Annotated in this window: 22 protein-coding genes and 1 pseudogene; 13 read left to right on the top strand and 10 right to left on the bottom strand. The window is 71.5% G+C overall.

The features are described from left to right. Positions 1 to 41: 41 nt before the first annotated feature. Complete coding sequence (locus QCZ28_RS09065) at positions 42 to 980, bottom strand: superoxide dismutase (protein WP_279516169.1); 939 nt, start codon at positions 978 to 980, stop codon at positions 42 to 44. A 159-nt stretch (positions 981 to 1139) separates the two neighbouring features. Further along, entirely contained in the window at positions 1140 to 3473 is a 2334-nt protein-coding gene (locus QCZ28_RS09060) for a beta-L-arabinofuranosidase domain-containing protein (RefSeq protein ID WP_279516168.1), read from the bottom strand. Between QCZ28_RS09060 and QCZ28_RS09055 the strand changes: the two genes are divergently transcribed. The 3 genes from QCZ28_RS09055 (at position 3467) to QCZ28_RS09045 (ending at position 7662) form a co-directional block, all read left to right on the top strand. Continuing rightward, positions 3467 to 3607 carry a hypothetical protein gene (locus QCZ28_RS09055; RefSeq protein ID WP_279516167.1) on the top strand — a complete coding sequence of 47 codons (141 nt, stop codon included), beginning with the start codon at positions 3467 to 3469 and terminating at the stop codon, positions 3605 to 3607. The genes QCZ28_RS09060 and QCZ28_RS09055 overlap by 7 nt on opposite strands. Before the next feature lie 558 nt (positions 3608 to 4165). After that, positions 4166 to 5938, top strand: a complete 1773-nt coding sequence (locus QCZ28_RS09050; protein ID WP_279516386.1) for a family 43 glycosylhydrolase — start codon at positions 4166 to 4168, stop codon at positions 5936 to 5938. 341 nt (positions 5939 to 6279) lie between these two features. Further along, positions 6280 to 7662: an endo-1,4-beta-xylanase gene (locus QCZ28_RS09045; protein ID WP_279516166.1), complete on the top strand. Its 1383-nt coding sequence runs from the start codon at positions 6280 to 6282 to the stop codon at positions 7660 to 7662. Between the two features lie 92 nt (positions 7663 to 7754). Here QCZ28_RS09045 and QCZ28_RS09040 read toward each other — a convergent pair whose 3' ends face one another. From QCZ28_RS09040 to QCZ28_RS09030, 3 genes are all read right to left on the bottom strand, one after another. Beyond that, positions 7755 to 10622, bottom strand: a complete 2868-nt coding sequence (locus QCZ28_RS09040; protein WP_279516165.1) for a glycosyl hydrolase — start codon at positions 10620 to 10622, stop codon at positions 7755 to 7757. A 157-nt stretch (positions 10623 to 10779) separates the two neighbouring features. Continuing rightward, positions 10780 to 11154 carry an MmcQ/YjbR family DNA-binding protein gene (locus tag QCZ28_RS09035; protein WP_279516164.1) on the bottom strand — a complete coding sequence of 125 codons (375 nt, stop codon included), beginning with the start codon at positions 11152 to 11154 and terminating at the stop codon, positions 10780 to 10782. A gap of 40 nt (positions 11155 to 11194) precedes the next feature. Then, positions 11195 to 11890: a DUF1223 domain-containing protein gene (locus tag QCZ28_RS09030; protein WP_279516163.1), complete on the bottom strand. Its 696-nt coding sequence runs from the start codon at positions 11888 to 11890 to the stop codon at positions 11195 to 11197. 167 nt (positions 11891 to 12057) lie between these two features. On the opposite strand from QCZ28_RS09030, the gene QCZ28_RS09025 reads away from it, so the two are divergent. Then, complete coding sequence (locus tag QCZ28_RS09025; RefSeq protein ID WP_347815096.1) at positions 12058 to 12360, top strand: GNAT family N-acetyltransferase; 303 nt, start codon at positions 12058 to 12060, stop codon at positions 12358 to 12360. A 14-nt stretch (positions 12361 to 12374) separates the two neighbouring features. Here QCZ28_RS09025 and QCZ28_RS09020 read toward each other — a convergent pair whose 3' ends face one another. After that, the gene (locus tag QCZ28_RS09020) at positions 12375 to 12965 is read right to left on the bottom strand and encodes a TetR/AcrR family transcriptional regulator (RefSeq protein ID WP_279516162.1); all 591 of its coding nucleotides are present in this window, start codon (positions 12963 to 12965) and stop codon (positions 12375 to 12377) included. A 90-nt stretch (positions 12966 to 13055) separates the two neighbouring features. Here QCZ28_RS09020 and QCZ28_RS09015 point away from each other — a divergent pair, with 90 nt between their 5' ends. Together QCZ28_RS09015 and QCZ28_RS09010 are read left to right on the top strand one after the other, a co-directional pair. After that, a complete protein-coding gene (locus QCZ28_RS09015) occupies positions 13056 to 13811 on the top strand; it encodes an SDR family oxidoreductase (RefSeq protein WP_279516161.1) in 756 nt (251 codons plus the stop codon). Positions 13812 to 13847: 36 nt separating this feature from the next. Beyond that, on the top strand, positions 13848 to 14564 hold the full coding sequence (locus QCZ28_RS09010; protein ID WP_279516160.1) for an isocitrate lyase/phosphoenolpyruvate mutase family protein: 717 nt from the start codon (positions 13848 to 13850) through the stop codon (positions 14562 to 14564). A 414-nt stretch (positions 14565 to 14978) separates the two neighbouring features. Here the strand turns inward: QCZ28_RS09010 and QCZ28_RS09005 are convergent, their stop codons facing one another. The 4 genes and pseudogenes from QCZ28_RS09005 to QCZ28_RS08990 form a co-directional block, all read right to left on the bottom strand. Continuing rightward, positions 14979 to 16070, bottom strand: coding sequence for a hypothetical protein (locus QCZ28_RS09005; protein ID WP_279516159.1), 1092 nt, complete (start codon positions 16068 to 16070; stop codon positions 14979 to 14981). A 293-nt stretch (positions 16071 to 16363) separates the two neighbouring features. Further along, positions 16364 to 17713, bottom strand: a complete 1350-nt coding sequence (locus QCZ28_RS09000) for an NAD(P)/FAD-dependent oxidoreductase (RefSeq protein ID WP_279516158.1) — start codon at positions 17711 to 17713, stop codon at positions 16364 to 16366. Between the two features lie 190 nt (positions 17714 to 17903). After that, positions 17904 to 18221: pseudogene (locus QCZ28_RS08995) on the bottom strand (TcmI family type II polyketide cyclase); the annotation flags it as partial. Positions 18222 to 18314: 93 nt separating this feature from the next. Next, complete coding sequence (locus tag QCZ28_RS08990) at positions 18315 to 19112, bottom strand: BTAD domain-containing putative transcriptional regulator (protein ID WP_279516157.1); 798 nt, start codon at positions 19110 to 19112, stop codon at positions 18315 to 18317. Between the two features lie 424 nt (positions 19113 to 19536). On the opposite strand from QCZ28_RS08990, the gene QCZ28_RS08985 reads away from it, so the two are divergent. Genes QCZ28_RS08985 through QCZ28_RS08955 form a run of 7 tightly spaced genes read left to right on the top strand, consistent with a single transcriptional unit; the run spans position 19537 to position 26082 of the window. Further along, positions 19537 to 19875, top strand: a complete 339-nt coding sequence (locus QCZ28_RS08985) for a TcmI family type II polyketide cyclase (protein WP_279516156.1) — start codon at positions 19537 to 19539, stop codon at positions 19873 to 19875. Beyond that, a complete protein-coding gene (locus QCZ28_RS08980) occupies positions 19872 to 21626 on the top strand; it encodes an acetyl-CoA carboxylase carboxyltransferase subunit alpha (protein WP_279516155.1) in 1755 nt (584 codons plus the stop codon). The genes QCZ28_RS08985 and QCZ28_RS08980 overlap by 4 nt, the downstream gene beginning before the upstream one ends. Before the next feature lie 50 nt (positions 21627 to 21676). Further along, the gene (accB, locus tag QCZ28_RS08975; RefSeq protein WP_279516385.1) at positions 21677 to 22156 is read left to right on the top strand and encodes an acetyl-CoA carboxylase biotin carboxyl carrier protein; all 480 of its coding nucleotides are present in this window, start codon (positions 21677 to 21679) and stop codon (positions 22154 to 22156) included. Between the two features lie 19 nt (positions 22157 to 22175). Continuing rightward, positions 22176 to 23606 (top strand): acetyl-CoA carboxylase biotin carboxylase subunit, encoded by a 1431-nt coding sequence (locus tag QCZ28_RS08970; RefSeq protein WP_279516154.1) that lies wholly within the window; start codon positions 22176 to 22178, stop codon positions 23604 to 23606. Continuing rightward, positions 23603 to 24355, top strand: coding sequence for an SRPBCC family protein (locus tag QCZ28_RS08965; protein WP_279516153.1), 753 nt, complete (start codon positions 23603 to 23605; stop codon positions 24353 to 24355). The genes QCZ28_RS08970 and QCZ28_RS08965 overlap by 4 nt, the downstream gene beginning before the upstream one ends. Next, positions 24348 to 24752, top strand: a complete 405-nt coding sequence (locus tag QCZ28_RS08960) for a cupin domain-containing protein (RefSeq protein WP_030332975.1) — start codon at positions 24348 to 24350, stop codon at positions 24750 to 24752. Before QCZ28_RS08965 ends, QCZ28_RS08960 begins: the two co-directional genes overlap by 8 nt. Before the next feature lie 55 nt (positions 24753 to 24807). Beyond that, positions 24808 to 26082 carry a beta-ketoacyl-[acyl-carrier-protein] synthase family protein gene (locus QCZ28_RS08955; RefSeq protein WP_279516152.1) on the top strand — a complete coding sequence of 425 codons (1275 nt, stop codon included), beginning with the start codon at positions 24808 to 24810 and terminating at the stop codon, positions 26080 to 26082. The last annotated feature ends 64 nt before the right edge of the window (positions 26083 to 26146 follow it).

The raw sequence follows: 26146 nt of genomic DNA, 5'->3' as shown, positions 1-26146 counted from the left end.
GCCGAGGGGGCACCCGCGTGGCGCGTACCCCCTCGGGTCGCTCAGCGGGCGCGGACCGCGACGGCCGTGTACGGCGTGGTGGCGGTCGGTGGTGTGGTGAACCGGGCGTTGGGCAGGTAGAGCCGGCCCAACGCCGCGGCGACGGTGGTGGGCACGTCGAAGTTCGGGTCGGTGATGGTGCCGGTGAGCGTTCCGGCGGTGCCGGCGTGGTTCAGCCGGACCACAGCGATCAGGTTGAGGCGGTTCTGCACGACGTAGAGGGTGCGGCCGAGCAGCAACAGGCCATCACCGTTGGTGAAGGTGTGCCCCGGCACGTCCACGACGGTGCTCGCGCCGGTCGCCTTGTCGACCCGGTACAGCGTGCCGGTGCTGGACTGGACGACGATCAGCGCCCGGCCGTCCGGTGTGGTGGTGATGCCGTTGAGGTTGACGCCGGTGCCGACCTGCTCGTACGCGCCGGTCAGGGTGATCGTGGTGACGGCGTCGGCGGGCGGCAGCGCCCCACCGGCACCGAACGGCAGCCGGTAGAGCACCGGCCGGTTCGAGTCGGTGAAGTACGCGGCCTCGCGGGTCAGGATGACGTCGTTGACGAACGTCGGGGCGGTGGCGAGCTGGTAGCGGGCCAGCACCTCGCCGGTGCGGGTGTCGAGCACGCGGGCGTCGCCGGCCGTGCCGCCGGAGACGAGCAGCCGGCCACGGGGGTCGACCTTGAGACCGAGCGACGGGGTGCCGGTGGCCGCGGCGATCGTCGTGCTCCGGCCGGTGACCAGGTCGACGCGTTGGATGGCGCCGGTCGCGCGGGAGCCGAAGTAGGCGTACCGGCCGGCGGTGGCGATGCCCTCGGGCTGGAACCCGTCGGGGAGGGCGAGGACGGCCGGTGGCCGCCCGGCGCTGTGCGCCTGCGCCGGCGCGACGGCGACGGTGGCCAGCATGACGGCGGTCAACGCGCCGACGAGTGTGGTGCGCAGGGGGCGGTTCACTGTGCTCCTTCCGGGCGGAAGCGGCACGGGCCGACACGTCCGCCACGTTCACTGGGGCCAGGACCCTCCCCACTGTACGGCCGCTGCCGGGTGCCCGCCCGGCGTCACCGGCGCGGCCTTCGGGTGACCGCGCCGGTGAGCCCGGGGGTGGGGCGGATGTCAGGCGTTGCGGACGAGCCTCCACCGGTTGTCCGCGCTGCCGTTGTCGGAGTCCTGCACGGCCTGCGCTCCCCAGGCGGTCGACCCGTTCAGGATTCCCAGCAGCTTGTTGCTGTTGACGTTGCGGATCTTGTAGGAGCCGTCGCCGTTGTCCACGAGGATCCACCGGTGGTCGGCGGTGCCGTTGTCGGCCCACTGCAGGACCCGGGCGTTGTCCGCGGTGGACATGTTCTCCACGCCCAGGACCTTGCCGCTGTGGACGTTGCGGAACCGCACCGCGTTGCCGTCGGTCACCATCACCCAGTTGTGGTCGGCGGTGCCGCTGTCGCCCCACTGCACGGCCAGCCCGCCGTCGGCGGTGGACATGTTCTGCACGCCGAGGACCAGGCCGGTGCCGACGTTCACCAGGCGGTAGCTGCCACCGGTGCTGCCGCCGCCGTTGGTGTTCCAGTAGACCGTGTAGTTGTAGCCGTGGGCGTCGTAGAACGGGGCGAGGTTCACGGTGGACCCGTTGGCGCTGGCGGTGAACGCGAGCGAACTGGTGCTGGTACGCGCGATCGAGGAGACGGTCAGTGCGGGCAGGGCGCTGAGCGCGGTGTTGCCGTAGTTGCCGGCGAGCACGGTCGGGCCGTACGTGGCGGCGGCGACCGAGGCGTTGTCGTTGGCGGCCCGCATGACGACCTGCATCGGCAGTCGCACGGTGAGGGTGTCACCGGCGGCCCAGGTGCGGGTGACGGTGGCGTAGCTGCCGGGGTTGGTGGCGATGTTCTGCACGGTGCCGTTGACGGCGATCGTCGCGCCGCTGGTCCAGGACGGGATCCGCACCCGGATGCTCCACGAGCCGCTCATCGTCCCGGACAGGGTCAGGGTGCTGCTGTCGCTGACCGGGTAGCTGGTGCTCTGGGTGACGGTGATGCCGCGCTGCGTCCAGTTCAGCACCGACGGCGCGAACAGGTTCACGCTCAGTGTGGTGCCGTTGTAGAAGTAGATGGAGTCCATCAACCTGGTGTTGATCTCCAGGCCGGTGCCCTGACAGCACCAGAACGAGTTGTAGTCGGTGCTCCAGGTGCCGCCGCCCCAGGCTGGGCCAACCCCGCGACGCCCGCCCGGTCGCAGCGGGGTGAAGTAGGTGATGTGGCCGTGGCTGTCGGCCGGGTTCTGCCCGCCGATCAGGTGGTTGATCAGGGCGCGCTCGTAGAAGTCGAAGTAGTCGGTCCGGTTCGGGTCGAGTAGCCACAACTCCCTGGTCAGCTTGAGCATGTTGAACGTGTTGCACTGCTCGCAGGTGTCGTTGCTGAGGTAACCGGCGATCGCGTTCGGCGCCCGGAAGTGCTCCGCCTGGCTGTTGCCGCCGATGGCGTAGGTGTGCGCGCCCACGGTGATGTTCCACGCGTTGCTGGCGATGTCCCGGTACCGGGTGGTCCCGGTGGCCTTGTACTCGCGGGCCGCGCCGATCCACTTGGGCACCTGCGTGTTGGCGTGCAACCCGTTGAGCTGGTCCTGGTTGGCCGCGAGGGGATTGAACACGGCGGCGTGGTCGAAGCGCTGGGCGGTGGCGAGCCAGCGCGAGTCGCCGGTCTGCTGGTAGATGTCGGTGAGTACGTCGTTCATGCCACCGAACTCGGTGCCCAGCATCGACTGCATCTGGCTGGAGCTGAGTCGGCTCGTGCGGCTGTCGACCCAGCCGGCGAGGGCCAGCAGCACGGTGCGGGCCTGGGTGTTGCCGGTGTAGCGCCAGACGTCGAGCAGCCCGGCGAGGGTCTTGTGGATGCAGTAGTACGGCACGTTGCCGTTGGACAGCGTCCGGGCCTCGAGCGCGGTGAAGTCGGACTCCGGGAAGCCGGAGAGGTAACCCGCGCCGAACCCGGCGGCGGAGTTGTTGGCCTGGCACTTGGCCAGCTCGGCCACCATGTAGTTGGCCTTGTCCCGGCAGGTGGTGTCGCCCAGCACCGCGTACGCGTACGCCCAGGCGCTCAGGAAGTGCCCCTGCATGTGGGTCCGGAACGGGAAGTTCGGCGCGTCCCAGCCACCGTTGGTGGCGGCGCCGTTGGTGGACAGCCGGTGGTTGGCCCGGAAGTTGTAGAGCATCCGGTCGACGTCGACGAACCGGAGGTAGTTGAGCGTGCGGTTCTGGTTGTCCATCCACCGGCCTGCGGTGAGTCGTACCTGACCTGGGTCGAACGGGTACGCCGAAACGCCGATGTCGGAGCGGGCCGGGGGCACGATGGCGGCGGACGCGCTCCCGGGCGCGACGGCGGCGCCGGTCGCGGAGAGCACCACTGTGGCTCCGGCGGCCTGAAGCAGGTGGCGGCGGCTGAGGGGCGGGGGTGGCATGGGGACCTCCAGGTAACCGGTACGTCGGGGCCGCCACCGACGGCGGCGGGGTCGTCGGCGGTGAACTGCCGACGACGGGTGCGGTGCGGGTGGTGGGGACGCTGTCGCTGTGGACGCCGGGTGCCCACCCCTGACGCTTATCGCGACACATCGATGTGATCGCTAACATAGTTCGTCGTTAACATGCCCGCAACCCCCGGATCGCCTCGCCGGCCCGTCCGCGCGGCGACCTGGCCCGGGTCTGTCGGGCTGGGTGGCCGCAAAGGTCCGAAACGGACACCGGCCGGGCTCCGGGCCAGCAGAACGTGACCCTGTGTGACGGATGACGATGGACGAAGAGCCGGCGTCCGCCCGTTGACGCCCGCCGTGTCGCTCAGTACGGTGCATCGTAAATCTTGGATGTCGACGTCGATACATCAATGCTGCGATGTGGTTACGACGGTCATCCCGCGTATCGCAAAAATCCAGGTCAGACGGGGAGGGAGGCGTCCGACAGCAGCTGTTAACGCTAACACGGCCGCCGGTCGTGCTGCTCGGCGTGCGGACAACAGAGTCCGTTCGGGTGGCAGCCAGGACAGCGGTGGCGCGTCGAGGCGGACATCACGCACGGCACACTCTCTGTGGGAGTAATCGTGAAGGTGCAAGATCGAACCACCACCCGGGCCAGGCGCGCCATCGCCTGGCTGGCGAGCATGGCCTGCGTCCTCGCGCTGGTCCCGGGGGCAGCCAGGGCGGACAATCCCATCGTCCAGCATATTTACACCGCTGATCCGGCGCCGTTGGTGCATGACGGTCGGGTGTATCTCTACACCGGTCATGACGAGGACGGGTCCACCTACTTCACCATGCGGGAGTGGCGGGTGTTCTCGTCCGCGGACATGGTGAACTGGACCGATCATGGCGTGCCGATGAATTTGGCGACGTTCGCGTGGGCGGACGCCAACGCGTGGGCCGGGCAGGTCATCGCGCGTAACGGGAAGTTCTACTGGTACGTGCCGGTGCGTCAGCGCTCGAACGGGCAGATGGTCATCGGGGTGGCGGTGGCGGACAGCCCGACCGGGCCGTTCCGCGACGCCATCGGCCGACCCCTGGTCGGCAATGGTGAGATTGATCCGCACGCGTTCATCGACGACGACGGGCAGGCGTATCTGTACTGGGGCAACCCGGGGTTGTGGTACGTCAAGCTGAACCCGGACATGATCTCGTTCTCCGGCAGCGCCACCCGGATTCCGTTGACGACGGCGGGGTTCGGTACCCGTACCGGGAACGCGAGTCGGCCGACGTTGTATGAGGAGGGGCCGTGGGTGTTCAAGCGCAACGGCCTGTACTACAACGTGTTCGCGGCGGAGTGTTGCTCGGAGTTCATCGCGTACTCCACGGCGACCGGGCCGACCGGGCCGTGGACGTACCGGGGAACGATCATGCCGAGGCAGGGGGCGAGTTTCACCAACCACGCCGGGGTGATCGATTTCCAGGGCGGGTCGTACTTCTTCTACCACAACGGGGCCCTGCCCGGCGGCGGCGGTTTCACCCGGTCGGTCGCGGTGGAGAAGTTCACCTACAACAGCAACGGCACCTTCCCGACGATCAACATGACCACCACGGGAGCGCCGCAGATCGGGACGTTGAACCCGTACGTGCGCCAGGAGGCCGAGACGATCGCCTGGGGTTCGGGGATCGAGACCGAGGCGTCCAGCGAGGGCGGGATGAACGTCGGCTGGATCGAGAACGGCGACTACATCAAAGTCAAGGGCGTCGCGTTCGGCGCGGGCGCGACATCGTTCAGCGCCCGGGTCGCCTCGGGTGCCAGCGGCGGCCGGATCGAGGTACGCCTCGACAGCGCCACCGGCCCGACCGTCGGCACCTGCACCGTCGGCGGCACCGGCGGCTGGCAAACCTGGACCACCACCACCTGCACGGTCAACGGAGCCACCGGCACCCACGACCTCTATCTCCGCTTCGCCGGCGGCAGCGGCAACCTCTTCAACATCAACTGGTGGCAGTTCAGCGGCACCGCCGGTAGCGCCAACCTGCTCACCAACGGAGACGTGGAGAACGGCACGACGGGCTGGGGTGTGCACGGCAGCGGGACGCTCGCCCGGAACACCACCGTCGCGCACGGCGGTGGCGGCTCGCTGTCGATCACCGGCCGCACCGGCGCGTGGAACGGCCCCGGTCAGGACGTGACCGCCCGGCTCACCAACGGCAAGAGCTACACCACCAACGTCTGGGTACGCGCACAGAGCGGCACCCCGTCGGCGAAGGCGACGCTGTCACTGACGGCCGGCGGCACGACGAGCTACCTCCAGTTGACCCCGGCGGTGGGGGTGACCGTCAACGGCTGGACGCTGCTCACGGGCACCACGACCGTGTCGTGGAGCGGCACGCTGTCCAATGCCACCTTCTACGTGGAGACGGCGCAGGGCACCGACAGCTTCCTCGTCGACGACGCCTCGTTCCAGTGACCGGCGCTGCCGGAGCCGTGTTCCTGCGGCTCCGGCAGCACGCCGGGTCGCCCCGCCGGCCCGACTGCGGTGACCGGGCCTCGGCCCGGCCGGTTACGACTTGACGAACGGCATGTGATCGCTCACAGTCGATGGTTGAGGGCGGCCGCACCTGTGGTTCACCGGGCGAACCTGCTGTGGCCCCTCGGAACGCGACGTCCGCCCAGGGCATGCCGGACGTCGGTTCAGGATTCCCCGCAGTGCTTCCGCGACGGCGACCGCTGCTGTCGTCCCCGATGTCGCATGAGCAGATTCGGGCGCTGCGCTTCCATCACCGCACCACCACAGAGAAGGAATCCGGGATGAATCACAGAAGAGCCCTGCGAGCGGCGGTGACCATCGCAGTCACCGGCGTTCTCGCCGCCGGGATGACGGTGGCACTGACCTCCACGGCCAGCGCCGGCACGACCCTGGGGGCCTCGGCGGCGGAGAAGGGCCGCTACTTCGGGGCCGCTGTCGCGACGGGCAAGCTGTCCACCAGCGTCTACACGACGATCCTGAACCGTGAGTTCAACAGTGTCGTGGCCGAGAACGAGATGAAGTGGGATGCCACCGAGCCGCAGCAGGGTCGGTTCAGCTACACCGGTGGTGATCGCCTGGTCAGTCACGCCCAGGCCAACGGGATGAGCGTGCGGGGCCACGCCCTGCTGTGGCACCAGCAGCAGCCGGGCTGGGCGCAGGGGATGTCGGGCAGCGCGTTGCGCAACGCGGCGATCAACCACGTCACGCAGGTGGCGACGCACTTCCGCGGCAAGATTCACTCGTGGGACGTGGTGAACGAGGCGTTCGCCGACGGTGGTTCCGGTGGGCGGCGGGACTCGAACCTGCAGCGCACCGGCAACGACTGGATCGAGGCGGCGTTCCGGGCGGCGCGGGCGGCGGATCCGGGTGCGAAGTTGTGTTACAACGACTACAACACCGACGGGATCAACGCGAAGTCGACGGGGATCTACAACATGGTGCGGGACTTCAAGTCCCGTGGTGTGCCGATCGACTGTGTGGGGTTCCAGTCGCACCTGGGGACCTCGCTGGCTGGTGACTACCAGGCCAACCTGCAGCGTTTCGCTGATCTCGGTGTGGACGTGCAGATCACCGAGTTGGACGTGATGACCGGTGGCAACCAGGCCAACATCTTCGGCGCTGTCACCCGCGCCTGCATGAACGTCTCACGCTGCACCGGCATCACGGTCTGGGGGGTGCGGGACTGCGATTCGTGGCGCGGCTCCGACAACGCCCTGCTGTTCGACTGCAACGGCAACAAGAAGGCCGCGTACACCAACGTCCTGAACGCCCTCAACGCCGGGACCGGCATCCCGACGACGCCGCCGCCCACGACCCCGCCGCCCACGGACCCGCCGCCCACCGACCCGCCCACCACCCCGCCGCCGGGGACCGGGGGATGCTCGGCGTCGGTGTCGCTGAACTCGTGGACCGGTGGATTCGTGGCCACCGTGAAGGTCACCGCCGGCTCCGCCGGGACCAGCGGCTGGAACGTCAGCCTCACGCTTCCGAGTGGCGCGAGTGTCACCAACACCTGGAGCGCGACGGCCAGTGGTTCCACCGGCACGGTGCGGTTCGCCAACGTGGACTACAACGGCCGGCTCGGCGCGGGCCAGGTCACCGAGTTCGGCTTCCAGGGCAACGGCAGTGGGGCCGGCATGACGCCCACCTGCGCCGCGTCCTGAGACTGACTGACTGACCGCACCCGTCGGCCGGTGCGCGGGACCGATCCTGGTCCTGCGCACCGGCCGACGTCGTGTCGGGACGAACAGATCGATCAGGAGTACGGAAGCCGCAGCACCGACTGGTTGCCGATGCCCACGGTGCTCGGGTTGTTGCCGATCGCCGACCACACCTCCACCCGGACCGTGCCGTTGCTCAGCGTGCCCAACGTGCCGGTGGCCGAGGCGAGGCCGGCGTTCTGGGTGTAGTGCTCGTAGCCGGGAACCGGGTCGGTGGCGAAGTAGCGTGACGTCTCCACCCGCTCCCAGCTGCCGTTGCCGGTGAGGTCGTAGGAGATCCGCACCTGCACGCCGTTGCCGACCGCCGTCCCGGCGTCCACGAACAGGTCGAACGCCGTCTGCCCGCCGGTGTAGGCCAGGTTGAGACCGGTCGCCGTGAAGACCTGGGCGTTGGTGGGCGTACCGTCGTGGTTTCCGTTCGCGGCCGCGACCGTCGTCGTGGCCGCGCTACCGGCGCCGCCCAACCCACCACCTGGCAGCAGGTACCGCGTCGGCCCGCCGGTGGACGGCGGCGGGGTCGTCGTCGGCGGGGGATCGGTCGGCGTCGTCGGGGGTACGCCACCGGCCGCGTTGCCACCACTCCAGGTGTACGCCCCGGTGGTTGCCGTCTTGCCGGCCCCCACGGTGAGGGCGGTGCCGTTGGAGAACGTCACGGTGATCGGTGTCGCCGTCGGGTTCGACGCCACGTAGGTGCGGGCCCCGTTGCGGGAGAAGACCGCCGACAGCGGATGGTTGCCGGTCACCGTCGTGTCGACGGTGCCGAGGGCGGCGAGGTTGCGGATCCAGTGGAAGGTGTGTGCCCGGCTCTCGCCCTCCTCCGGGGTGTAGCCGGGGTTCGCGCGCAGGTTCGCCAGCGCCGCGTCGGCGTCCCCGAGGGCCTGGAACTGCCAGAGGATGTCCTGCCACACCGTCGGTTGTCCGCCGTTGTTGCGGACCAGTTCGGCGTAGTTGGTCCGCACGTACGCCGGGTTGTTGCCCAGGTAGAGGTGGCCGCCGGTGACCGGGAGCAGGTTGATGCCCTGGATCATTTCCGGCTCGGCGCTGAACCAGGTGGCGTACGCGCCGCCGTCGCCCCAGACCATGCCGACCGTCGAATGACCGAACGCGCTGGGGAAGTTCTGGTCGCTGACGTCGAACCAGTACTCCTGGATGGCCGCGGCCTGCGTGGTGTAGAGGAAGACGCCCGCGTCCCGGACGGCGGTGTTGCCGGTCGTCTGCCCCCACTGGATCAGCGCGCTGGCGAAGTTCATCCCCTCCGACGAGGACTCCTGGTTGTTGCCGGAGCCGAAGGAACCGTGCCCGGACGCCCAGTCGTGACCGGCGTAGATGTCGAAGTCCCGCAGGTACGGGAACTGGGTGTCGCCGCGGCGGTAGTTGTTGGCGTCCCGGATCAGCAGGTCGACCATGCCGCCGTAACGGCTGGTGGCCGCCCAGGCCGGGTCGAACTTCGCCAGGGTCGCGGCGGCGGCGATGTAGTAGCCGTAGTGGAAGTGGTGGTCGTTGAGCTCCTGGTCGGAGCCGTACGACGCCGGGTACCCGATCAGGGTGCCCCAGTTGTTGTCGTAGTAGAAGACCCGGCTGGTCTTGCCGCTGGACGCGGTGAACCAGTTGGTGAGCGTGCTGCGGATCGCGTTCAGCGCGCTGTCGCGCGTCGTGATGTCGTTGACCTGGTCGGCGATCTCGGCGATCCGGGCGGCCCGGCCGAGCCCCTTGCCGGTCCAGTAGGTGTCGTTGCCGCGTTGGTCCATCGGGTTGGCGCGGGTGGCGGCCAGGTGCCCGGTGAGCGTCGACAGGTCGGCACCGCTGCCGTCACCGACGGCCGGCAACTCCGGCAGGATGCCCTGGAACTTCATGGCGGTGCGGAACTGGTTGACGCCGGTGAGCACCTTCATCCGGCCCCGCGCCGACGGGTAGGTCGGCGTGATCGCGGGGGACCCGCTCAGCGACTTCCACTGGTGCGGGTAGAGGCTGACCACGGTCTGCGTGGCGGTGCCCTCCCGGGCGGTCGTGGTGAACGCGTACGTGGTGGTCAGGCCGCTGGTCGCCGGGTTGTACGCGTACGACACCTGGGTGCCGGTGACGTGGGCGTGCGCGTACTGGCCGTAGGTGGCGGCCAGGCTGGCGCGCTCGGTGGTGCTCGACGTCGGCGGCAGGAGGGCGACCGAGAAGTAGCCGCGACCGGCCAGCGTGGATGAGATCTGGCCGGACGCCACTGTCCAGCTGGCGCCGCTGGGCGCGAACCCGACGTAGTCGTGGCCGTTGACCCGGAAGCCGATGGTGGCGCCGCTGTTTGACCAGACGTCGGGGGTGCCGGCCGTGCTGATCTGCGCGTTTCCGCCGGTGGTCTGGAAGTAGGCGAAGGGCAGGCCGTGGCCGATGGTCGCGCGCATGGTGCGCGTGCCGTCGCTCCAGTGCGGGCTGACCGTCCAGTCCGTCCAGCCGTCGACCTTGACCAGTGGCGCGGCGAGCCCGGCCACACCGACCCGGATGTCCTGCACGTACGGGTAGTGGTACTCGCCGACGCCGGTGGCGGTGCCGCTGATCGCGGGCGTGGAGTTGGCGGAGAAGCCGAGCCCGTCGCCGAAGGTGTCGTACGAGATCGGGTGGGCGTGCAGCGGCTCGCTGAAGGAACAGTCGGTGCGCTTCCACAGCAGCGAGGACCACCAGTCGTTGGTGGGTATCGGCCCGGACGGCGCGTTGGCGGTGGCGAACTGCCGGGGGTTGCTGGACATCGCGCCGCAGCCGCTGGGCAGCGGGCCGACCGGGGTGGTGGTGTAGCTGCCGGCGCCGACGGGGGCGGCTTCGGCCGCGTCGGTGACCGGAATGGCGAGGCCGCCGACGGCCAGGGCCAGCGCGGTGGCGGCGGCCAGGGCCCACCGGCGGTGGGGGACGGGAGGTTTCATCGTGCCTCCATCGCGCGCGCCGGTTGCGGCCCTCGCCGGGTCCAGCGCGTTGCGTCTGATTTGGGGGGAAGGTCGGGTGAGAGAGCGCTCTCTCGGTCACGGTAGTGGAGCACTGAGATCCACGTCAATGTGTCGAAGCCGTTGCGTGCTGATGTCGTTATTTGCCGGCGCCCGCGGTGTCGCCCAGTAACGCGTCCGGCACGCGCATCCGCCACGCGTCCGTCACCAGCTCGGTCAACCGGTCGACGTCGACCGCCGCCAGGCGCAGCAACACCAGGGGCAGACCGTCGTAGCTTGGCGTGGTGAAGAAGACCTCGGGTTCGCCGAGCAGGAGCGCCTGCTTCTCGGCCTCGTCACCGACGAACAGCACCGCGATGTCGAGCCGGATCACCCGCGGCTTGCCCGGTCTGCGCTCCGGATAGGACCAGACGAAGCCCTTGTCGGCCACCCGGAAGTCGAAACCGTCGCTGGGGATCTCCACAGTCTGCGGCAGAGCCAGCGCCACCCGGCGTACGTCGTCGGCGTCAGCCACCGGACCCCCTCGCGCCGCCCACCATCCGCACGCGCCGAGATTACCCGGTGGGCAGCGCGACGGCCGTCGCCCCGACGATGGCCCGTTCGCCGCCCTCCTGGACATAGCCGGCCACACTGGCGTCGCGCGGATCGAGGTCAGGCGGTGTCGCCAGCTCCACCCGCCCCCGCTCGGCGTCCAGACCCACTGACCTGAAGGCGCGCACGACGTTGTCCTGCCGCAGCGTCCGCCCTGCGTTCTCGCCCCGGGCGATGTCGCTGTCCAGGCCCCGCTGCACCACCGCCACGTTCACCACCGCGCCCGCCGGCGGCCGGTCGGTGCGGTAGTCCACCACCACCCGGTCTCCGCCGAAGCCGGCGACGGAGAGCGTCAGCGCGGTGGTGGCCCTCGACGACATGGCGGACATGATCGTGCTGGCCGCCCGGCGCCGGTCGGAACCGACGAACTCGACGCTGCCGTTGACGACCATCTGCGGGGTGTACAGACCCCTGGTGCCGAACGCGCGGGCGTACGCCTCCTGGCGCGCGGTGTACGCCGGGTCCGCGAACTGGTCGGGCCACCCCAGGTTGTCCCAGTAGTCGACGTGGAAGCCGAGGGCGAAGACGTTCTGTCCGTGCGCCCGGGCGTCGCGTTCGATCTCGCTCAGCAGCTCCTCTGCCGGAGGGCAACTGTTGCAGCCCTGGGACGTGAACATCTCGACGACGGCGAAGCCGCCGTCCGTCGACGCGTTCGTCATGGTGGCGTGTCTCCTCCCACGGTGCTCCCGGCGGGCGTCGTGTCCCCGTTTCGGGGTGCTCCCGGCGGGCGTCGGGTTCCCGTTTCGGGCGCGACGATGCGCGTGACGTCGCCCTTCGCTGCCGGCCTCGCGGTAGGGGCCGCCGGCCCGGGTGGTTGGATGGCACTGTGCAGTTCACCGTGACAGACGCGCCGACGCGGGAGCGTTTCGAGGCGCGCGACGAGGCGGGCGCGGTCGCCGGGTTCGTCACCTACCAGCTGACCGGCTCGATCATCGCCTACACCCACACCGAGGTCGATCCGGCGTACGAGGGCAGGGGCGTCGGGTCGACGCTGGCGCGGGCGGTGCTGGACGACGCGCGGAGCAGGGGCCGGACCGTTGTGCCGATCTGTCCGTTCCTCGCCGACTGGCTGGTCAAGCACCCGGAGTACGAGGACATCGTGGTCCGCACCACCCGCAAGATCAAATAAGCTGACCGGCCGGTTCAACTCCCCGGCAGCAGCGTGGCGGCGAGGGTGCGGGCCGTCCTGGTCAGGGTGTCGATGTCCATCCCCGTGCGTCCCATGAACACCAGCCCCTGCTGGGCGGCGAGCAGGGCGCGTGCCGTCTCGACCGGGTCGACGTCGCGTGGCAGGTCGCCCTCGTCCTGGGCCCGCCCGACGCACTCGGCGACCAGGGCGGTCGTCGCCTCGTAGGTGCGCCGCGCCTCGGCGAGCACGTCGGGATCGGCGGTGGCCAGCTCGGACGTGCTGTTGGCCATCAGGCAGCCGCGCCGGGCGGCGGCACCACCCGGGTCGCCCACCGGCGCCATGACGAACGCGCGCAGCGCGTCCAAGGCGCGGGGAGTGGACGCGAGCATCTCGCGCAGGTAGCCGCAGCTGGTGTCGGTGTATTCCCGCAGCGCCCGCAGGAACAGCCGGTGCTTGTCGCCGAAGGCGCCGTAGAGGCTCCCCTTGCCCAGCCCGCTGACCCGGACCAGGTCCTCCAGTGAGGTGGCCGCGTAACCGGCGTCCCAGAACTGGTCCCGGACCGCGCGGATCACCTGCTCCTCGTCGAACTGCCGTGGCCTGGCCATGTGACCAGCGTAGCAATTATTGACCGTACGGTCCAGTAAACGTATGGTGGACCGATCAGTCAATAACCCGGTTGCATGGAGGACCAACTCATGACACAGCCACTCGCGGGCAAGGTCGCCCTCGTCACCGGCGGTTCACGGGGTCTCGGCGCGGCCACGGCCCGCGCCCTGGCCGACGCCGGCGCCGACGTCGCCATCACCTACGTCGGCTCCGCCGACAAGGCCGCCGCTGTCGTCGAGGAACTGGTGGGTCGGGGCGTACGGGCCCTCGCCCTGCAGAACGACCAGGCGGACAGCTCCCGCGCGCCGCAGCTGATCGACGACGTCGTCACCCAGCTCGGCGGCCTGGACATCCTGGTCAACAACGCCGCGATCTCCCTGGAGCAGGGCCGGACGGTCGACGACCCGGACGTGGACGTGGCCACCCTGGACCGCATGCACGCCACCAACTACACCGGCGTCATCGCGATCATCCGCGCGGCGGCGAAGGTGCTGCGCGACAACGGCCGAATCGTCAACATCGGCTCGGGGATCGGCACCCGCGTCGGCGTACCCGGTCTCGCCGACTACGCCGCCACCAAGGCCGGTCTGGTCGGTTACACCCGGGGCGTCGCCCGTGACCTCGCGCCGCGCGGCATCACCGTCAACATGCTGCAGGCCGGGCTCATGCTCACCGGAATGGAGCCGCCGGACCCGGAGATGCTCAAGGGCCTGGTGTCCAGCCTCGCGATCCAACGGGTCAGCGACCCCGCCGAGACCGCCGCGGCCATCGCGTTCCTGGCCAGCCCCGCGGCCTCGTACATCACCGGCGCCGTGCTTGACTCCAATGGCGGATACACCGCCTGAGCCCGCCCCTTCGCAGCCCCGCCGGGAGACCGAACGATGACCGCCGCGACCTTCCGTGCCCTGCACCACGACCGTGCCGCCGGTGACCCGCTCGTCCTGCCGGGCCCCTGGGACGCGGCCAGCGCCCGGGTACTCGCCGATGCCGGTTACCCGGCGCTCGCGACCCCGAGCGCGGGTGTCGCCGCGTCGCTCGGCTACGAGGACGGCGCGACCCCGCAGGACGAGATGTTCGCGGCGGTGGCGCGCATCGTCCGCGCCGTCTCCGTGCCCGTGTCCGCCGACGTCGAGGGTGGTTACGGCCTGGCCCCTCGTGAGTTGGTCGGGCGACTGTTGGAGGCCGGTGCCGTCGGCTGCAACCTGGAGGACTCGGAGGGGCACGGCACCCTGAAGGACCCGCGGCGGCACGCGGACTGGCTGGCCGAGGTGCGCGCGGAGGCGGGGGAGGAGCTCTTCATCAACGCGCGCGTCGACACGTTCCTGGTCGGGACGGGTGACCCCGTCGAGGCGATGGAACGCGCAAGGCTCTACGTGGCGGCCGGAGCCGACTGCGTCTACCCGATCCTGGCGCCGCCGCAACTGCTCCCGCAGTTGCGGGAGGGCATCTCCGGGCCGATCAACATGGTCGCCGGCCCGGCCCGGGAGTCGGTGGCCGAGCTGGGTCGGCAGGGCGCGACCCGCATCACCTTCGGCCCCGGAATGCAGCGGTACGCGATGGCGTCGATCGGCGACCTCGCCACCGAGCTGCGGGCCTGAGGCCGAACGTCACCAGCGCTCCGCCCCGGCGCGGCTGCGCGACTCCTCACGCGCCGTTCACGCGGCCGCTGCCCTTCGCAAGATCGCGCAACATCCTGGATGTAGTCGCATCCGCGCGCGCCCGACACCCCTACATCCAGGATCGAGCACGATCTTGGGTGGGCGACGTCGGTTGCCGGTCGCCGGTCGTCGCGGGCGCGCGGGTGTACCGAGGCGTTGGTGCGAAGGCCGCTCGTCGGTGATCGGCTTGGCGTCTTGCCCGCCGGGGATGTCGGGGCCGGGCGGTTGGCGCGGTTGCCGCAGTGCCGAGTCGCCCAGCGGTGCAGCCGGTGTCGGAGGGTGGTGCGGCAGCTACGGCCGAGCCCCCGGCGCGCCGTCCTGGTGGACGGCTGCCGGGGGCTCGAATGCAGACGATCAGGCCTGGTTGCCGTTCGGCAGCACGGCGGCCAGCTCGTCGCCGGCTCCGGCGAGCACCCGGGCCTGCTGCGGCCAGGTGGCCAGACCAGGTGCGGCGCGCAGGCCGGCGGCCCGGATCAGGTCGCGCAGCGCTGGCTCGTCCAACTCGCCGAGCTGGCCGTACGTGCGCACACCAGCGTCCTGCAACGCTGCCGCCATCTTCGGCCCGATCCCCTGGATCCGGCGGAAGTCGTCGGCCGGGCCCGTCGGGTCGGCGTCGACGCTGCTGACCGTCGTGTCGGAGGACGGCCGGACCGGCGGGGCCGCCGCGGTGGTCGGCCGGACCGGAGGCGTGGCCACCGCCGACCCAGCCACGGAGCCGGCGCTGACCGACTCGGCGTGCAGGGAGTCGGCGTGCGTCGGCTCGGCAACCGAAAGGTCGGCCGGCGCCGCTGCGGACGTCGGGTCGACCGCCGTGGCCTTGGTCGCCTCATCGTCGGCCGGGTCGGCCGCAACCGGCGCGTCGTCGGCCGGGGTGGCCGCAACCGGCGCGTCGTCGGCCGGCGTCACACCGGTCGGCGTCGCGTCGATCGGCGCGTCGGCGGACGGGAGGTCGTCCGCGGGCTGGCGCGGAGCGACCACTGCCGCCGGGGCCGGCTGCTCGTCGACGCTGACCGGCTCGGCGGCCGCTTGCACGGCCGGCTCCGGTCGCGGCTCAGCGGCGTCGGGCTGCTCCGCGGCAGTTACCGGCGGCGGGTTCTCGGTCAGCGCCACATCTCCGGGGTCGACGCCGCTCGGGGCGTCCGCCGGTACGGGCACCGGGGTGGGACCGTCCGGTTCGGTCGTCGCGGCCGGCGCGCTGACCGTGTCGACCGGTACCGGCTCGTCGGCGACGGCGGTGGGTGCCGGGTCGACGGCGGCGGCCGGCACCGCCTTGTCGGTGGTGGCGGCCGGCGTGGGCGTGGAGATCACGGCCAGGCCGGCGACGGGGTCACCATCCACAATCGAATTGCCCGGTACGCCCCGCCGGCCGCGCAGCAGCCAACCGGCGGCCAGGCCCAGCAACAGTGCCAGTACCACTATCAGCGAGTGTCCGAAAGACCACGCCACGGCGAACCTCCCTCTCAGCTCGTTGGAAAAGTCACGAGAAAAACTCGCCGCAGCTTCGCACACGCGTATTGCCGACGACAGACAGGATCGGTCGTCAGCGTCGTGGGTGGGCCAGCCACCTCAGCCGGTGCCTGCCGGGTGACACAGCGTCGCCCGATCGCACCGAGACCGGGCCGATGAGACCGGGGTGGGCGTGCAGCGCGCCACCCGTTGGTCGGTCGGGTGGAGCGCGCCGGACACGACGAGACCCGGGCCCGGCGGGGAGGCCGGGCCCGGGTCGGGCAGAACCGGGTTCAGTCCCGGTCGCCCTCGTAGGTGTGGAAGTCGTCGACGAACCGGCGCCGCAGCCGTGGCACCCGGCTGGTCACTCCGAAGTAGCCGCGCGCGCCGAGCAGCGCGAGCCGACCCACCACCGGCCGGTACATCCGGTCGTCGCCGTTGGTGCCGCTGCGGTTCAACGACTCGGCAACCCGCGCGAAGCCGTACGGTGCCATCACCGCCTCGTAGTCGGCGACCGCCTGGACCAGGGTCTTGTCGCCGGCGGTGGCGCGGCTGAGCTGCTCGCAGAGCAGCCGGGCGTCGCGCAGCGCGGTGTTCGCGCCCACACCGCGACCAGGGGTCATGGTGTGGATGGCGTCACCGAGCATGGTGACGGTGCTGCTCTTCCAGGGCGGGACCGGCTCGGACGTGGACACCTTGATGGGCAGGGCGCTGGCCGGGTCCGCGTGGGTGAGCAGTTCCCGCAGGTGCGGGTGCCAGTTCGCGGTGAGGTCCAGGGCTACCTGCACCAACTCCTGGCCACGGCGTTGCATGACGTCGGCCGGGAACCGGTTGGCCGCGCTCCAGATGATCAGATTGATGTTGTCGGTGGTGGTGTCGTGGGCCAGGCCGGGCCAGGCGCGCAGCAGGGCGGCGTCGGCCTCGCTGACGCCGGGCTTGATCGCCCGTTCGGCGTCCCACTTGAACTCCATGACGTGCAGCACGCCCATCATCCCGCCGACCCCGAAGATCAGCGAGATGCCCTGCTGGACCCGCTCCGGGATGAGACTGCGGGTGTGCGGGGTCAGCGGGACCCGGGTGGCGATGTTGATCGTCCCGGCGTCGCGGGTGACGGCGTGCGGCAGGTACTGGCGGCGTACGGCGGAATGGGTGCCATCGGCGGCCACCAGCAGGTCGCCGGTGGCGGTGCTGCCGTCGGCGAAGTGCGCGGTGACAGTGCCGTCGTCGCGCTGCTCGTACCGGGTGAAGGTCTTGTCGAAGTGCACCACGTCCTCCAGGCCGGTCAGCAGCACCTGGCGCAGCACCATCCGGGCCACCGAGTGTTCGGTGCGCACCGGGTCGTCGCTCGGCCGCAGCGCGAACGACGCGGTCTGGCGCAGCCCCTGGGTGACCACGTTGAAGTAGTGCGGCGGACGGGCGCAGGTGGCCAGGAAGGTGGCGAACAGCTCCGGGGGCAGACACTCCCGCAGCGCCCGGCTACCGGTGGGGCCGATGCCGACCCGGTAGCCGAGCAGCCCTTCGGCCCGGTCGCGGTGTCGTTCGTAGACGGCGACAGTGATCCCGGCGCGGCGCAGGCCGTGTGCCAGGCACAACCCGCCCGTGCCCGCGCCGATGATCAGGACATGCGGCGGCGCGGCGGACATGTCAGCCGGCCGGGTGCGCGGCGGGTGCCTCGGTGCCGGCTGGGCGCGCCACGGGCACGTCGGTGCTGGCCGAGTGCGCGGTGGACGCGGGCGCGTCGGTGCCGGCTGGGCGCGCGGTGGGCGTGGCGGTGTTGGCTGGGCGCGCCGTTGGCGCGTCGGTGTTGGCTGGGCGCGCCGTTGGCGCGTCGGTGGCGTCCCAGCGGTAGAAGCAGCCCGCGATGGCGTCCCGGGGCGAGCGCCAGGTCGGCAGGTACGGCGACGTGTGCGCGGAGAGTCGTTCGTTGACCTGCTGGAAGAGCGGGTGGTTGCGGGCCGCCGCGAGCGCGTCCGGGTCGACGTCGTCCGAGGTCTCCAGCAGGTGTACGCACAGGTCGTGCAGGCAGTACAGGGATCGGTGCGTGACACCGGTCAGGCTGGGGAGTTCGGTGGCGTCGGATTCGGCGAAGATCTGCGCGACCCGCCCCTCCGCTCCCGGGATGATCCGACTGACGATCAGTAGACGACTCATGGGACCCCTTCCGCCGGTGGCCTGCCCGACCCTCCGGGGTCGGTGCCACGTGCTCTGTGCGCCCACCGTGCCGTAGCGCCTGTCACGTCACCGTCACGTCCGCCGACCGGCTGGTGACGGACGGTCGGTGACGGCGGCGCGGCTGGCCTGGCGGATCGGGGCGAGGGTGTCGTCGAGCAGGGCGCTCATGGCCGGGCTCGGTTCCAGCCGCAGTTCCCGGCGCAGCAGGTCCCGGTAGACGTAGAAGGCGTGCACGGCTTCGAACGCGTTGCCCTCGGCCAGGTGGATGCGGACCACCAGCCGGTGGGGTGTCTCCCGTAACGGCTCGGCGGCCATCGCCTCCAGCGCGGCTTCGAGGGCCTCACCATGGCGTCCTGCGGCCAGGTGGTGCCCGGCCACCTGTTCCAGCATGTGCAGACGGAGTTGGCGCAGGCGCTCGCGGTCCAGCAGCACCCAGTCGTCGTACCAGCCGGGGAGCAGGTCGTGCCGGCCGGCGGCGAGCGCCCCGGCCGCGGTGCGGGGGTCGTCGCCGTCGCGGACCCGGGCCGCGGTGCCGACCAGGTCGTCCACGTCGAGCCGGACCGCCGGGCCGAGGCGGACGGTGTCGCCGGCCACTGTCATCGGGCAGCACGGGTCCTGTCGGAGCCGCCAGAGGGCGGTGCGCAGCGAGGACAGCGCCCGTTCCTCCGGCGCGTCCGGCCAGAGCAGGCCGGCGAGCTGACTGCGGGTGGCGCCGGGGCGGAGCCCGATCAGCGCTATCACCCGCTGCAACCCGCGTGGCACCACGACCGGCACCGCCTCGCGGAGGAGTCGGAAGCCTCCGAGCAGGTGCAGGGAGACGCCCTCCTCGGGCGGGTCTCCGGCGGTCGGCACGGACGGATCAGCGGCCACGGCGGCACCCCCTGCGGAACGCTCGTCCCGACTGTCTGCTGTGTCCCGGATCGGTTGCCCGCGACGCCACTGTCGACCCGCCGATCACGGCGCGGCCGGGCGCGGCCCCGCCCGCCGAGATCGCCGGGCTGACCAAGCTGAAGATTATCAATGATGGTCACGTTGGGTCAACGCCACGGTGACCGTTCTATTCGCGACAGTCAACCCGAGATCGGTTCTGAAGTGCACAAACATTAGCGCTAACAACACGCCGGACGCATAGCTGATACACAGGTTGCGTCAACGCAGCGTCACCATCATGCGTCGCTGGCCTGCCCGGCACGGTGACGCCGCCGTGACGAGGAGCGGCGCATCGTGTCGGCAGTCGTCCAGCACGTCCGGGGGCCACCCGTCGCCGGCCGGACGCTGTGGGGGGAGGCCCAGCATGGACCGATCGCTGATCATCGCGAAGGTCGATCCGACCGCCGAGGAGCGGGTCGCCGAGATCTTCGCCGAGTCGGACAGTACGGAGCTGCCGCGCCTGGTCGGCGTCCGGCACCGCTCGCTGTACCGACTGCACGACCTCTATGTGCACCTGCTGGAGACCGCGCAGCCGACGGAGGGCGCGGTGGAGGCCGCCCGTGGCCACCCCGAGTTCATCAGGGTCAGCGACCGGCTGCGTCCGTACGTGTCGCCGTACCTGCCGACGTGGCGCTCACCGCGCGACGCCATGGCGCGGTGCTTCTACCGGTTCGACGCCCCGGACACCGGGCGGCGGTCGTGACGGCCACCGCGCCGCGCGACGAGCAGCTCTGGTCCCGATGCGCCGGCTGCGCCAGCCTGCTCTACCGCAAACGGCTGCGGCGCAACCTCGACGTCTGCCCCGAGTGTGGGGAGCACGCCCGACTCGGCGCGCCGGAACGCCTGCGCCAACTGGTCGACCCGGGTTCGCTGCGCCCGCTGCCCGACCAGCTGCCGGAGGCGGACCCCATCGACTTCGTCGACGTGCTGCCGTACCGGCACCGGCTCACCGGCGCCCGGGCCAGCACCGGCCTGGCCGAGGGGGTCGTCTGCGCCACGGCCACCATCGGTGGGCACCCGGTGGCGCTGGCGGTGATGGACTTCCGCTTCCTCGGCGGCAGCCTGGGGTGCGCGGTGGGCGAGCTGATCACCCGGGCGGCCGAACGGGCGCTGGACGACCGCATCCCACTCGTCCTGGTCACCGCCTCCGGTGGGGCGCGGATGCAGGAGGGCGCGCTGTCGTTGATGCAGATGGCCTCCGTCAGCCAGGCCATCGCCGCGCTACGCGAGGCGGGACTGCTCACCGTGAGCGTCCTCACCGACCCGACCTACGGCGGGGTGGCCGCCTCGTTCGCCACCAACACCGATCTGGTGCTCGCCGAGAGCGGCGCGCGGATGGGATTCGCCGGCCCCCGGGTGATCCGCCAGACCACCGGGCGGGCCCTTCCGGAGGGCTTCCAGACGGCCGACTTCCTGCTGCGACACGGACAGGTCGACATGGTGGTGCAGCGTCGGTCGCTGCGCGGACGGCTGGTGGCGCTGCTCGCCGCGACCCGCGCCGGCCGTCCGGCGCGCACGCCCGTACCCCGGCAGGAGCTGGCGTCGCGCCACGAGCGCCTCGCCGACGACGGCGCGGCCCACCCGCGGCCGGCGGGCCCGCCCGTCGCCGCCCCGACCCCCGGTGACCCCCCGGCGGTACGCGACGCGTGGGACACCGTCCGGATGGCCCGGCACCCCGGGCGACCCACCACACTCGATTACCTGGACTCCGTCTTCGACGGGTTCGTGGAGCTGCACGGCGATCGGCTCGGCGCGGACTGCCCGGCCGTCGTGGGTGGGGTGGCGCGGCTGGCCGGTCGGCACGTGATGGTCATCGGCCACCAGAAGGGGCACACCACCGCCGAACTGGTCGCCCGCAACTTCGGCATGGCCAGCCCGGCCGGGCACCGCAAGGCGTTACGGCTGATGCGCCTCGCGGCCCGGCTCGGCCTGCCGGTGGTCACCCTGGTGGACACCCCCGGGGCGGACCCCGGGGTGAGCGCCGAGGAGCAGGGTCAGGCCGCCGCCATCGCCGAGAACATCCTCACCCTCACCGTGCTGCCCACCCCCGTGCTCGCGGTGATCACCGGGGAGGGCGGCAGTGGCGGTGCGCTGGCACTGGCGGTGGCCGACCGGGTGCTGATGCTGGAGAACGCCGTCTACTCGGTGATCAGCCCCGAGGGGTGCGCGGCGATCCTCTGGCCGGACCGGTCCGCGGCGCCGCAGGCCGCCCGCGCGTTGCGACTGACCGCACCCGACCTGTGCCGGCTCGGGGTGGTCGACGAGGTCGTGTCGGAGCCGCCGACCGCCGCGCACGACGACCCGGCGGAGACCGCCCGCCGGTTGCGCGCCGCCCTGCTGGCCAACCTCCTGCCGTTGCTGGACGTGCCCCCCGCCATGCTGGTCCGCCTGCGCCGGCAACGCTTCCGACGGTTCGGCGCGTACCGCACCGGTGCCCGGGCGGGCCGGCGATGAGCGCCGGGGAGCCGGCGGTGTCGACTGTCGACGCGACCGACGACGTCGGGATGGACGGTGAGGAGGCGCTGGCCGGGCTGCGCCGGCAGGCGCAGCACCTGATCGCCGAGCTGGCCGGGCCGGTGCGCCGGATCCGGCTGCGCAGCGGGCCGGCGGTGCTGGAGGTCGAGTGGCATCCCGAAGACGTGCCCCGTCCGCAGGTGCCCGCGGTACCGGCCCAGGCGGCGGCACCGACGCCCGTGCCGGGGCCCGGCGCCCCGCCCACGGTGATCCGGCCGCCGGTGCCGGGACGCGCCGCGGTGCGGGCCCCGATCGTCGGCACCTTCTACCGGTCGCCGGAGCCCGGCGCGCGGCCGTTCGTCGCGGTCGGCGACCTGATCCGGCCCGGTCAGCCGGTCGCCATCGTCGAGGCGATGAAGTTGATGAACGAGGTGACCGCCGACCGGGCCGGCCGGGTGGCAGCGATCCTCGTCGAGGACGGTCAGCCGGTCGAGTACGACCAGCCCCTCGTCGAACTGGACCCGGCATGACGGCGCGGGGTGGTTGACCATGTTCGAGACCGTGCTGATCGCCAACCGGGGCGAGATCGCGCTGCGGGTGCTGCGCGCCTGCAAGGAGCTCGGCGTGCGTACGGCGGTGGTCTACTCCGCCGCCGACGTCGACTCGCCGGCGGTCCGCCTCGCCGACCAGGCCGTCCGGATCGGACCCGCGTCGAGTCGGCGCAGCTACCTCAACGCCGCCGCCATCGTGGAGGCGGCCCGGCAGGTGGGCGCGCAGGCGGTGCACCCCGGTTACGGGTTCCTCTCCGAGGACGCCGACTTCGCCGAGATCTGCGCCGACAACGGGCTGACGTTCATCGGACCGCCGCCGGCGGTGATGACCGCGCTGGCCGACAAGTCCTCGGCCCGGGCCCTGATGAGCCGCGCCGGCCTGCCGCTGTCGCCGGGCAGCGTCGCGCCGGTGCCGACCGCCGCCGCGGCGGCCGAGGTGGCCGAGGCCGTCGGTTACCCGGTGATCGTGAAGGCCGCCGCCGGGGGCGGGGGCCGCGGGATGACAGTGGTGCGCACCCCGGGTGAGCTGCGCCGGGCGTACGCCCGCACGAGGGCCGCCGCGCAGGCCGCCTTCGGCGACGACCGGGTGTACGTCGAGCGGTACCTCACCGAGGCGCGTCACGTCGAGGTGCAGGTGCTCTGCGACGCCCACGGCAACGGTGTGCACCTGGGCACCCGGGACTGTTCGGTGCAACGGCGCCACCAGAAACTGGTCGAGGAGGCGCCCGCCCCGGCGCTGCCCGCCGCCGTCCTCGACACCATCGCCGAGACCGCACTGCGGGGTGCGCTCCAGGTCGGCTTCGTCGGCGCCGGCACGCTGGAGTTTTTGGTCGACGCCGAGGACAAGTTCCACTTCCTGGAGATCAACTGCCGGATCCAGGTGGAACATCCGGTCACCGAGATGGTCACCGGGATCGACCTGGTGCACGAACAACTGCACATCGCCGCCGGGGTGCCGCTGCGCTGGCGTCAGGAGGAGATCCGCCTGCACGGCGTGGCGGTGGAGTGCCGGGTCAACACCGAGGACCCCGCACGCGACTTCGCCCCCGCCCCCGGGCGGTTGGAGCGGTTCACGCCGCCCGGCGGCCCGTTCACCCGGGTGGACACCCACGCCAGCGCCGGCTACCTGGTCGGCCCCTGGTACGACTCGCTGCTGGCCAAGGTGATCGTCTGGGCGCCGGACCGGGAGTTGGCCCTCAACCGGCTGGAACGTGCCCTGGACGAGTTCGATGTCGCCGGCCCGGGCGTGCACACCACCATCCCGTTCGTCCGACGGGTGCTCGACGACGCCGCATTCCGCAAGGGCCGCTACACCACCGGCCTGGTCGACCGTCTGCTCGCCAAGCCCGCCGGGGCGCCGACGGCCACCCCCGCACCACGAACCGCGCCCGCCGCAGATCCCGACGCAACACACAGGAGGACCCGATGACCGTCACCCATGGTCGCCCGATGACCGCCGAGATCACCGACATCCTGGTGGCGCACTGCGGGCTGGACGCCGACGCCGCGGCCCGGGCGCCCGCGGCGTCCCTGGAGGAGCTGGGCATGGACTCACTCGCCCTGCTGGAGCTGTCCGCCGTGGTCGCCGACCGCTGGCAGGTGAGCATCCCCGAGCAGGCCGGGCAGTTGAGCATCCCGGCGGTCGCCGACCTGGTCGCCCGCCGCACCGACCCGCCCGGGCACACCGAGAACAGCATCGTCATCGACGCGCCGCTGGGGCTGGTCTGGGAGGTCACCAACGACGTGGCGAACTGGACGGAGCTGTTCACCGAGTACGCCGTGGTGGACATCCTGCACCGTGAGGGGCACACGGTGCGGTTCCGGCTCGCCATGTACCCCGACGAGAACGGGGTTTCCTGGAGCTGGGTCAGTGAACGCACCGCCGACCCGGTGAGCAGGCAGGTCCGGGCGCACCGGGTGGAGACCGGGCCGTTCGAGTACATGCGCATCCACTGGCGCTACACCGAGGAGGCCGGCGGCACTCGGATGACCTGGACGCAGGACTTCGCGATGAAGCCCACCGCGCCGGTCGACAACGCCGCGATGACCGAACGGATCAACACCAACAGCGTGATCCAACTCGCGGTGATCAAGGACCGGGTGGAGCGGATCGCCCGGCAGCGCGCCGACCAGGGCGTTTCGGTGGGCGACGAGCTGACGGGGGCCGGCGATGAGTGACCTGAGCACCCGCCCGATCGCCGCCCGGGACGTACCCGCCGACCGTCGGCGCGGCGGTGAGCTGCGGGTGCTGCTCGGCCCCCGCACCGTCGGCAGCACCTCGGGCTTCCTCGGGGTGGCCACCCTCGCGCCGGGGGAGCGGATCGCCGAGCACTACCACCCGTACAGCGAGGAGTTCCTCTACCTGGTGCGCGGCGCGATCACGGTGGACCTGGACGACCAACCGACGTTGCTGGCCGCCGGTGAGGGGCTGTTCGTTCCGGTCAACGTGCGGCACCGGCTGCGCAACACCGGCGTCGAACCGGCCGAGGTGGTCTTTCACCTGGGCCCGCTCGCCCCCCGCCCCGAGTTGGGCCACGTCGACACCGAACTGGTCGAACAGCGGGGCGGGTCATGAGCGCGAGGAGTGAGCCGGGTTTGCGAGCCCCGCAGTCGCGAACAGAGGTGACGTCATGACTGGGCGCCGCACGGTGGTGACCGGGATCGGGGTGGTCGCCCCGGGCGGCGCCAGCCGGGACCGCTTCTGGAAGACCATCACCGAGGGGCGGACCGCCACCCGGCGGATCAGTTTCTTCGACCCGTCGGCGTTCCGGTCGCAGATCGCGGCGGAGTGCGACTTCGACCCGGTGGCGGCGGGGCTCAGCGAAGCCGAGCGACGCCGGGCCGACCGGTACGTGCAGTTCGCGCTGGCCTGCTCCGCCGAGGCGGTGGCCGACGCCCAACTGGTGCTCACCGACGCGGAACGCGACCGGGCCGGGGTGGTGCTGGGCACCGCGGTGGGCGGCACGATGGCCTTGGAGCAGGAGTACGTCACAGTGAGCGAGCACGGCCGCCGGTGGCTGGTGGACGGGTCGCGCGGCGGCCCGTACCTCTATCAGGCGCTGGTGCCCAGCAGCCTCGCGGCGGACGTGGCCTGCCGGCACGGGTGGCACGGCCCGGCGCAGGTGGTGTCCACCGGTTGCACCTCCGGCATCGACGCCATCGGGTACGCCCACCAGATGATCGTGGACGGTGAGGCGGACGTCATGCTGGCCGGCGCGTCCGACTCGCCGATCTCGCCGGTCACCGTCGCCTCGTTCGACGCGATCAAGGCGACCAGCCCGGACAACGACGACCCGGCGCACGCCTCCCGCCCGTTCGACGCCGACCGGCACGGGTTCGTGCTGGCCGAGGGCGGGGCGGTGCTGGTGCTGGAGGAGGCCGGGCACGCCCGGCGGCGGGGGGCGCACATCTACTGCGAGGTGGCCGGCTACGCCAGCCGCAGCAACGGCTTCCACATGACCGGGCTCCGCCCGGACGGGTTGGAGATGGGCCTCGCCGTCACCGACGCGCTGCGGCAGGGCCGGATCCTGCCCGAGCAGGTCTCCTACATCAGCGCGCACGGCTCGGGCACCCGGCAGAACGACCGGCACGAGACGGCCGCGTTCAAGCGGGCACTGGGCCAGGCCGCGTACCGGGTGCCGATCAGCTCGATCAAGTCGATGGTCGGGCACTCGCTCGGCGCGATCGGGTCGATCGAGATGGCCGCGTGCGCCCTCGCCATCGAGTTCGGTGTGGTGCCCCCGACGGCGAACTGGAGCACCCGGGACCCGGAGTGCGACCTGGACTACGTACCCAACGAGGCCCGGGAGGTCCCGGTGGACGTGGCCCTCTCGGTGGGCAGCGGGTTCGGCGGTTTCCAGTCGGCGATGGTGTTCCGTCGGATGGTCGGCGCGGTGGCGGCGTGAGCGAGCGTAGCGAGCGAGCCATCAGGCACAGCAGCGTGGCGTCTCGCGCCGGCGCGCAGCGAAG

It is taken from the genome of Micromonospora sp. DH14 (genome assembly GCF_029809455.1).
Lineage (GTDB): Bacteria > Actinomycetota > Actinomycetes > Mycobacteriales > Micromonosporaceae > Micromonospora > Micromonospora parva.
This window is presented reverse-complemented; position numbering and strand designations above follow the sequence as displayed.

Coding starts and splice junctions, on each gene's coding strand:
- QCZ28_RS09050 (WP_279516386.1), top strand. CDS start 4,166: ATGGCCTGCGTCCTCGCGCTGGTCCCGGGGGCAGCCAGGGCGGACAAT.
- QCZ28_RS08970 (WP_279516154.1), top strand. CDS start 22,176: ATGTTCGAGACCGTGCTGATCGCCAACCGGGGCGAGATCGCGCTGCGG.
- QCZ28_RS09010 (WP_279516160.1), top strand. CDS start 13,848: ATGACCGCCGCGACCTTCCGTGCCCTGCACCACGACCGTGCCGCCGGT.
- QCZ28_RS08965 (WP_279516153.1), top strand. CDS start 23,603: ATGACCGTCACCCATGGTCGCCCGATGACCGCCGAGATCACCGACATC.
- QCZ28_RS09060 (WP_279516168.1), bottom strand. CDS start 3,473: ATGCCACCCCCGCCCCTCAGCCGCCGCCACCTGCTTCAGGCCGCCGGA.
- QCZ28_RS09000 (WP_279516158.1), bottom strand. CDS start 17,713: ATGTCCGCCGCGCCGCCGCATGTCCTGATCATCGGCGCGGGCACGGGC.
- accB (WP_279516385.1), top strand. CDS start 21,677: ATGGACGGTGAGGAGGCGCTGGCCGGGCTGCGCCGGCAGGCGCAGCAC.
- QCZ28_RS09015 (WP_279516161.1), top strand. CDS start 13,056: ATGACACAGCCACTCGCGGGCAAGGTCGCCCTCGTCACCGGCGGTTCA.
- QCZ28_RS09030 (WP_279516163.1), bottom strand. CDS start 11,890: ATGACGAACGCGTCGACGGACGGCGGCTTCGCCGTCGTCGAGATGTTC.
- QCZ28_RS08985 (WP_279516156.1), top strand. CDS start 19,537: ATGGACCGATCGCTGATCATCGCGAAGGTCGATCCGACCGCCGAGGAG.
- QCZ28_RS09040 (WP_279516165.1), bottom strand. CDS start 10,622: ATGAAACCTCCCGTCCCCCACCGCCGGTGGGCCCTGGCCGCCGCCACC.
- QCZ28_RS08960 (WP_030332975.1), top strand. CDS start 24,348: ATGAGTGACCTGAGCACCCGCCCGATCGCCGCCCGGGACGTACCCGCC.
- QCZ28_RS09045 (WP_279516166.1), top strand. CDS start 6,280: ATGAATCACAGAAGAGCCCTGCGAGCGGCGGTGACCATCGCAGTCACC.
- QCZ28_RS08955 (WP_279516152.1), top strand. CDS start 24,808: ATGACTGGGCGCCGCACGGTGGTGACCGGGATCGGGGTGGTCGCCCCG.
- QCZ28_RS09020 (WP_279516162.1), bottom strand. CDS start 12,965: ATGGCCAGGCCACGGCAGTTCGACGAGGAGCAGGTGATCCGCGCGGTC.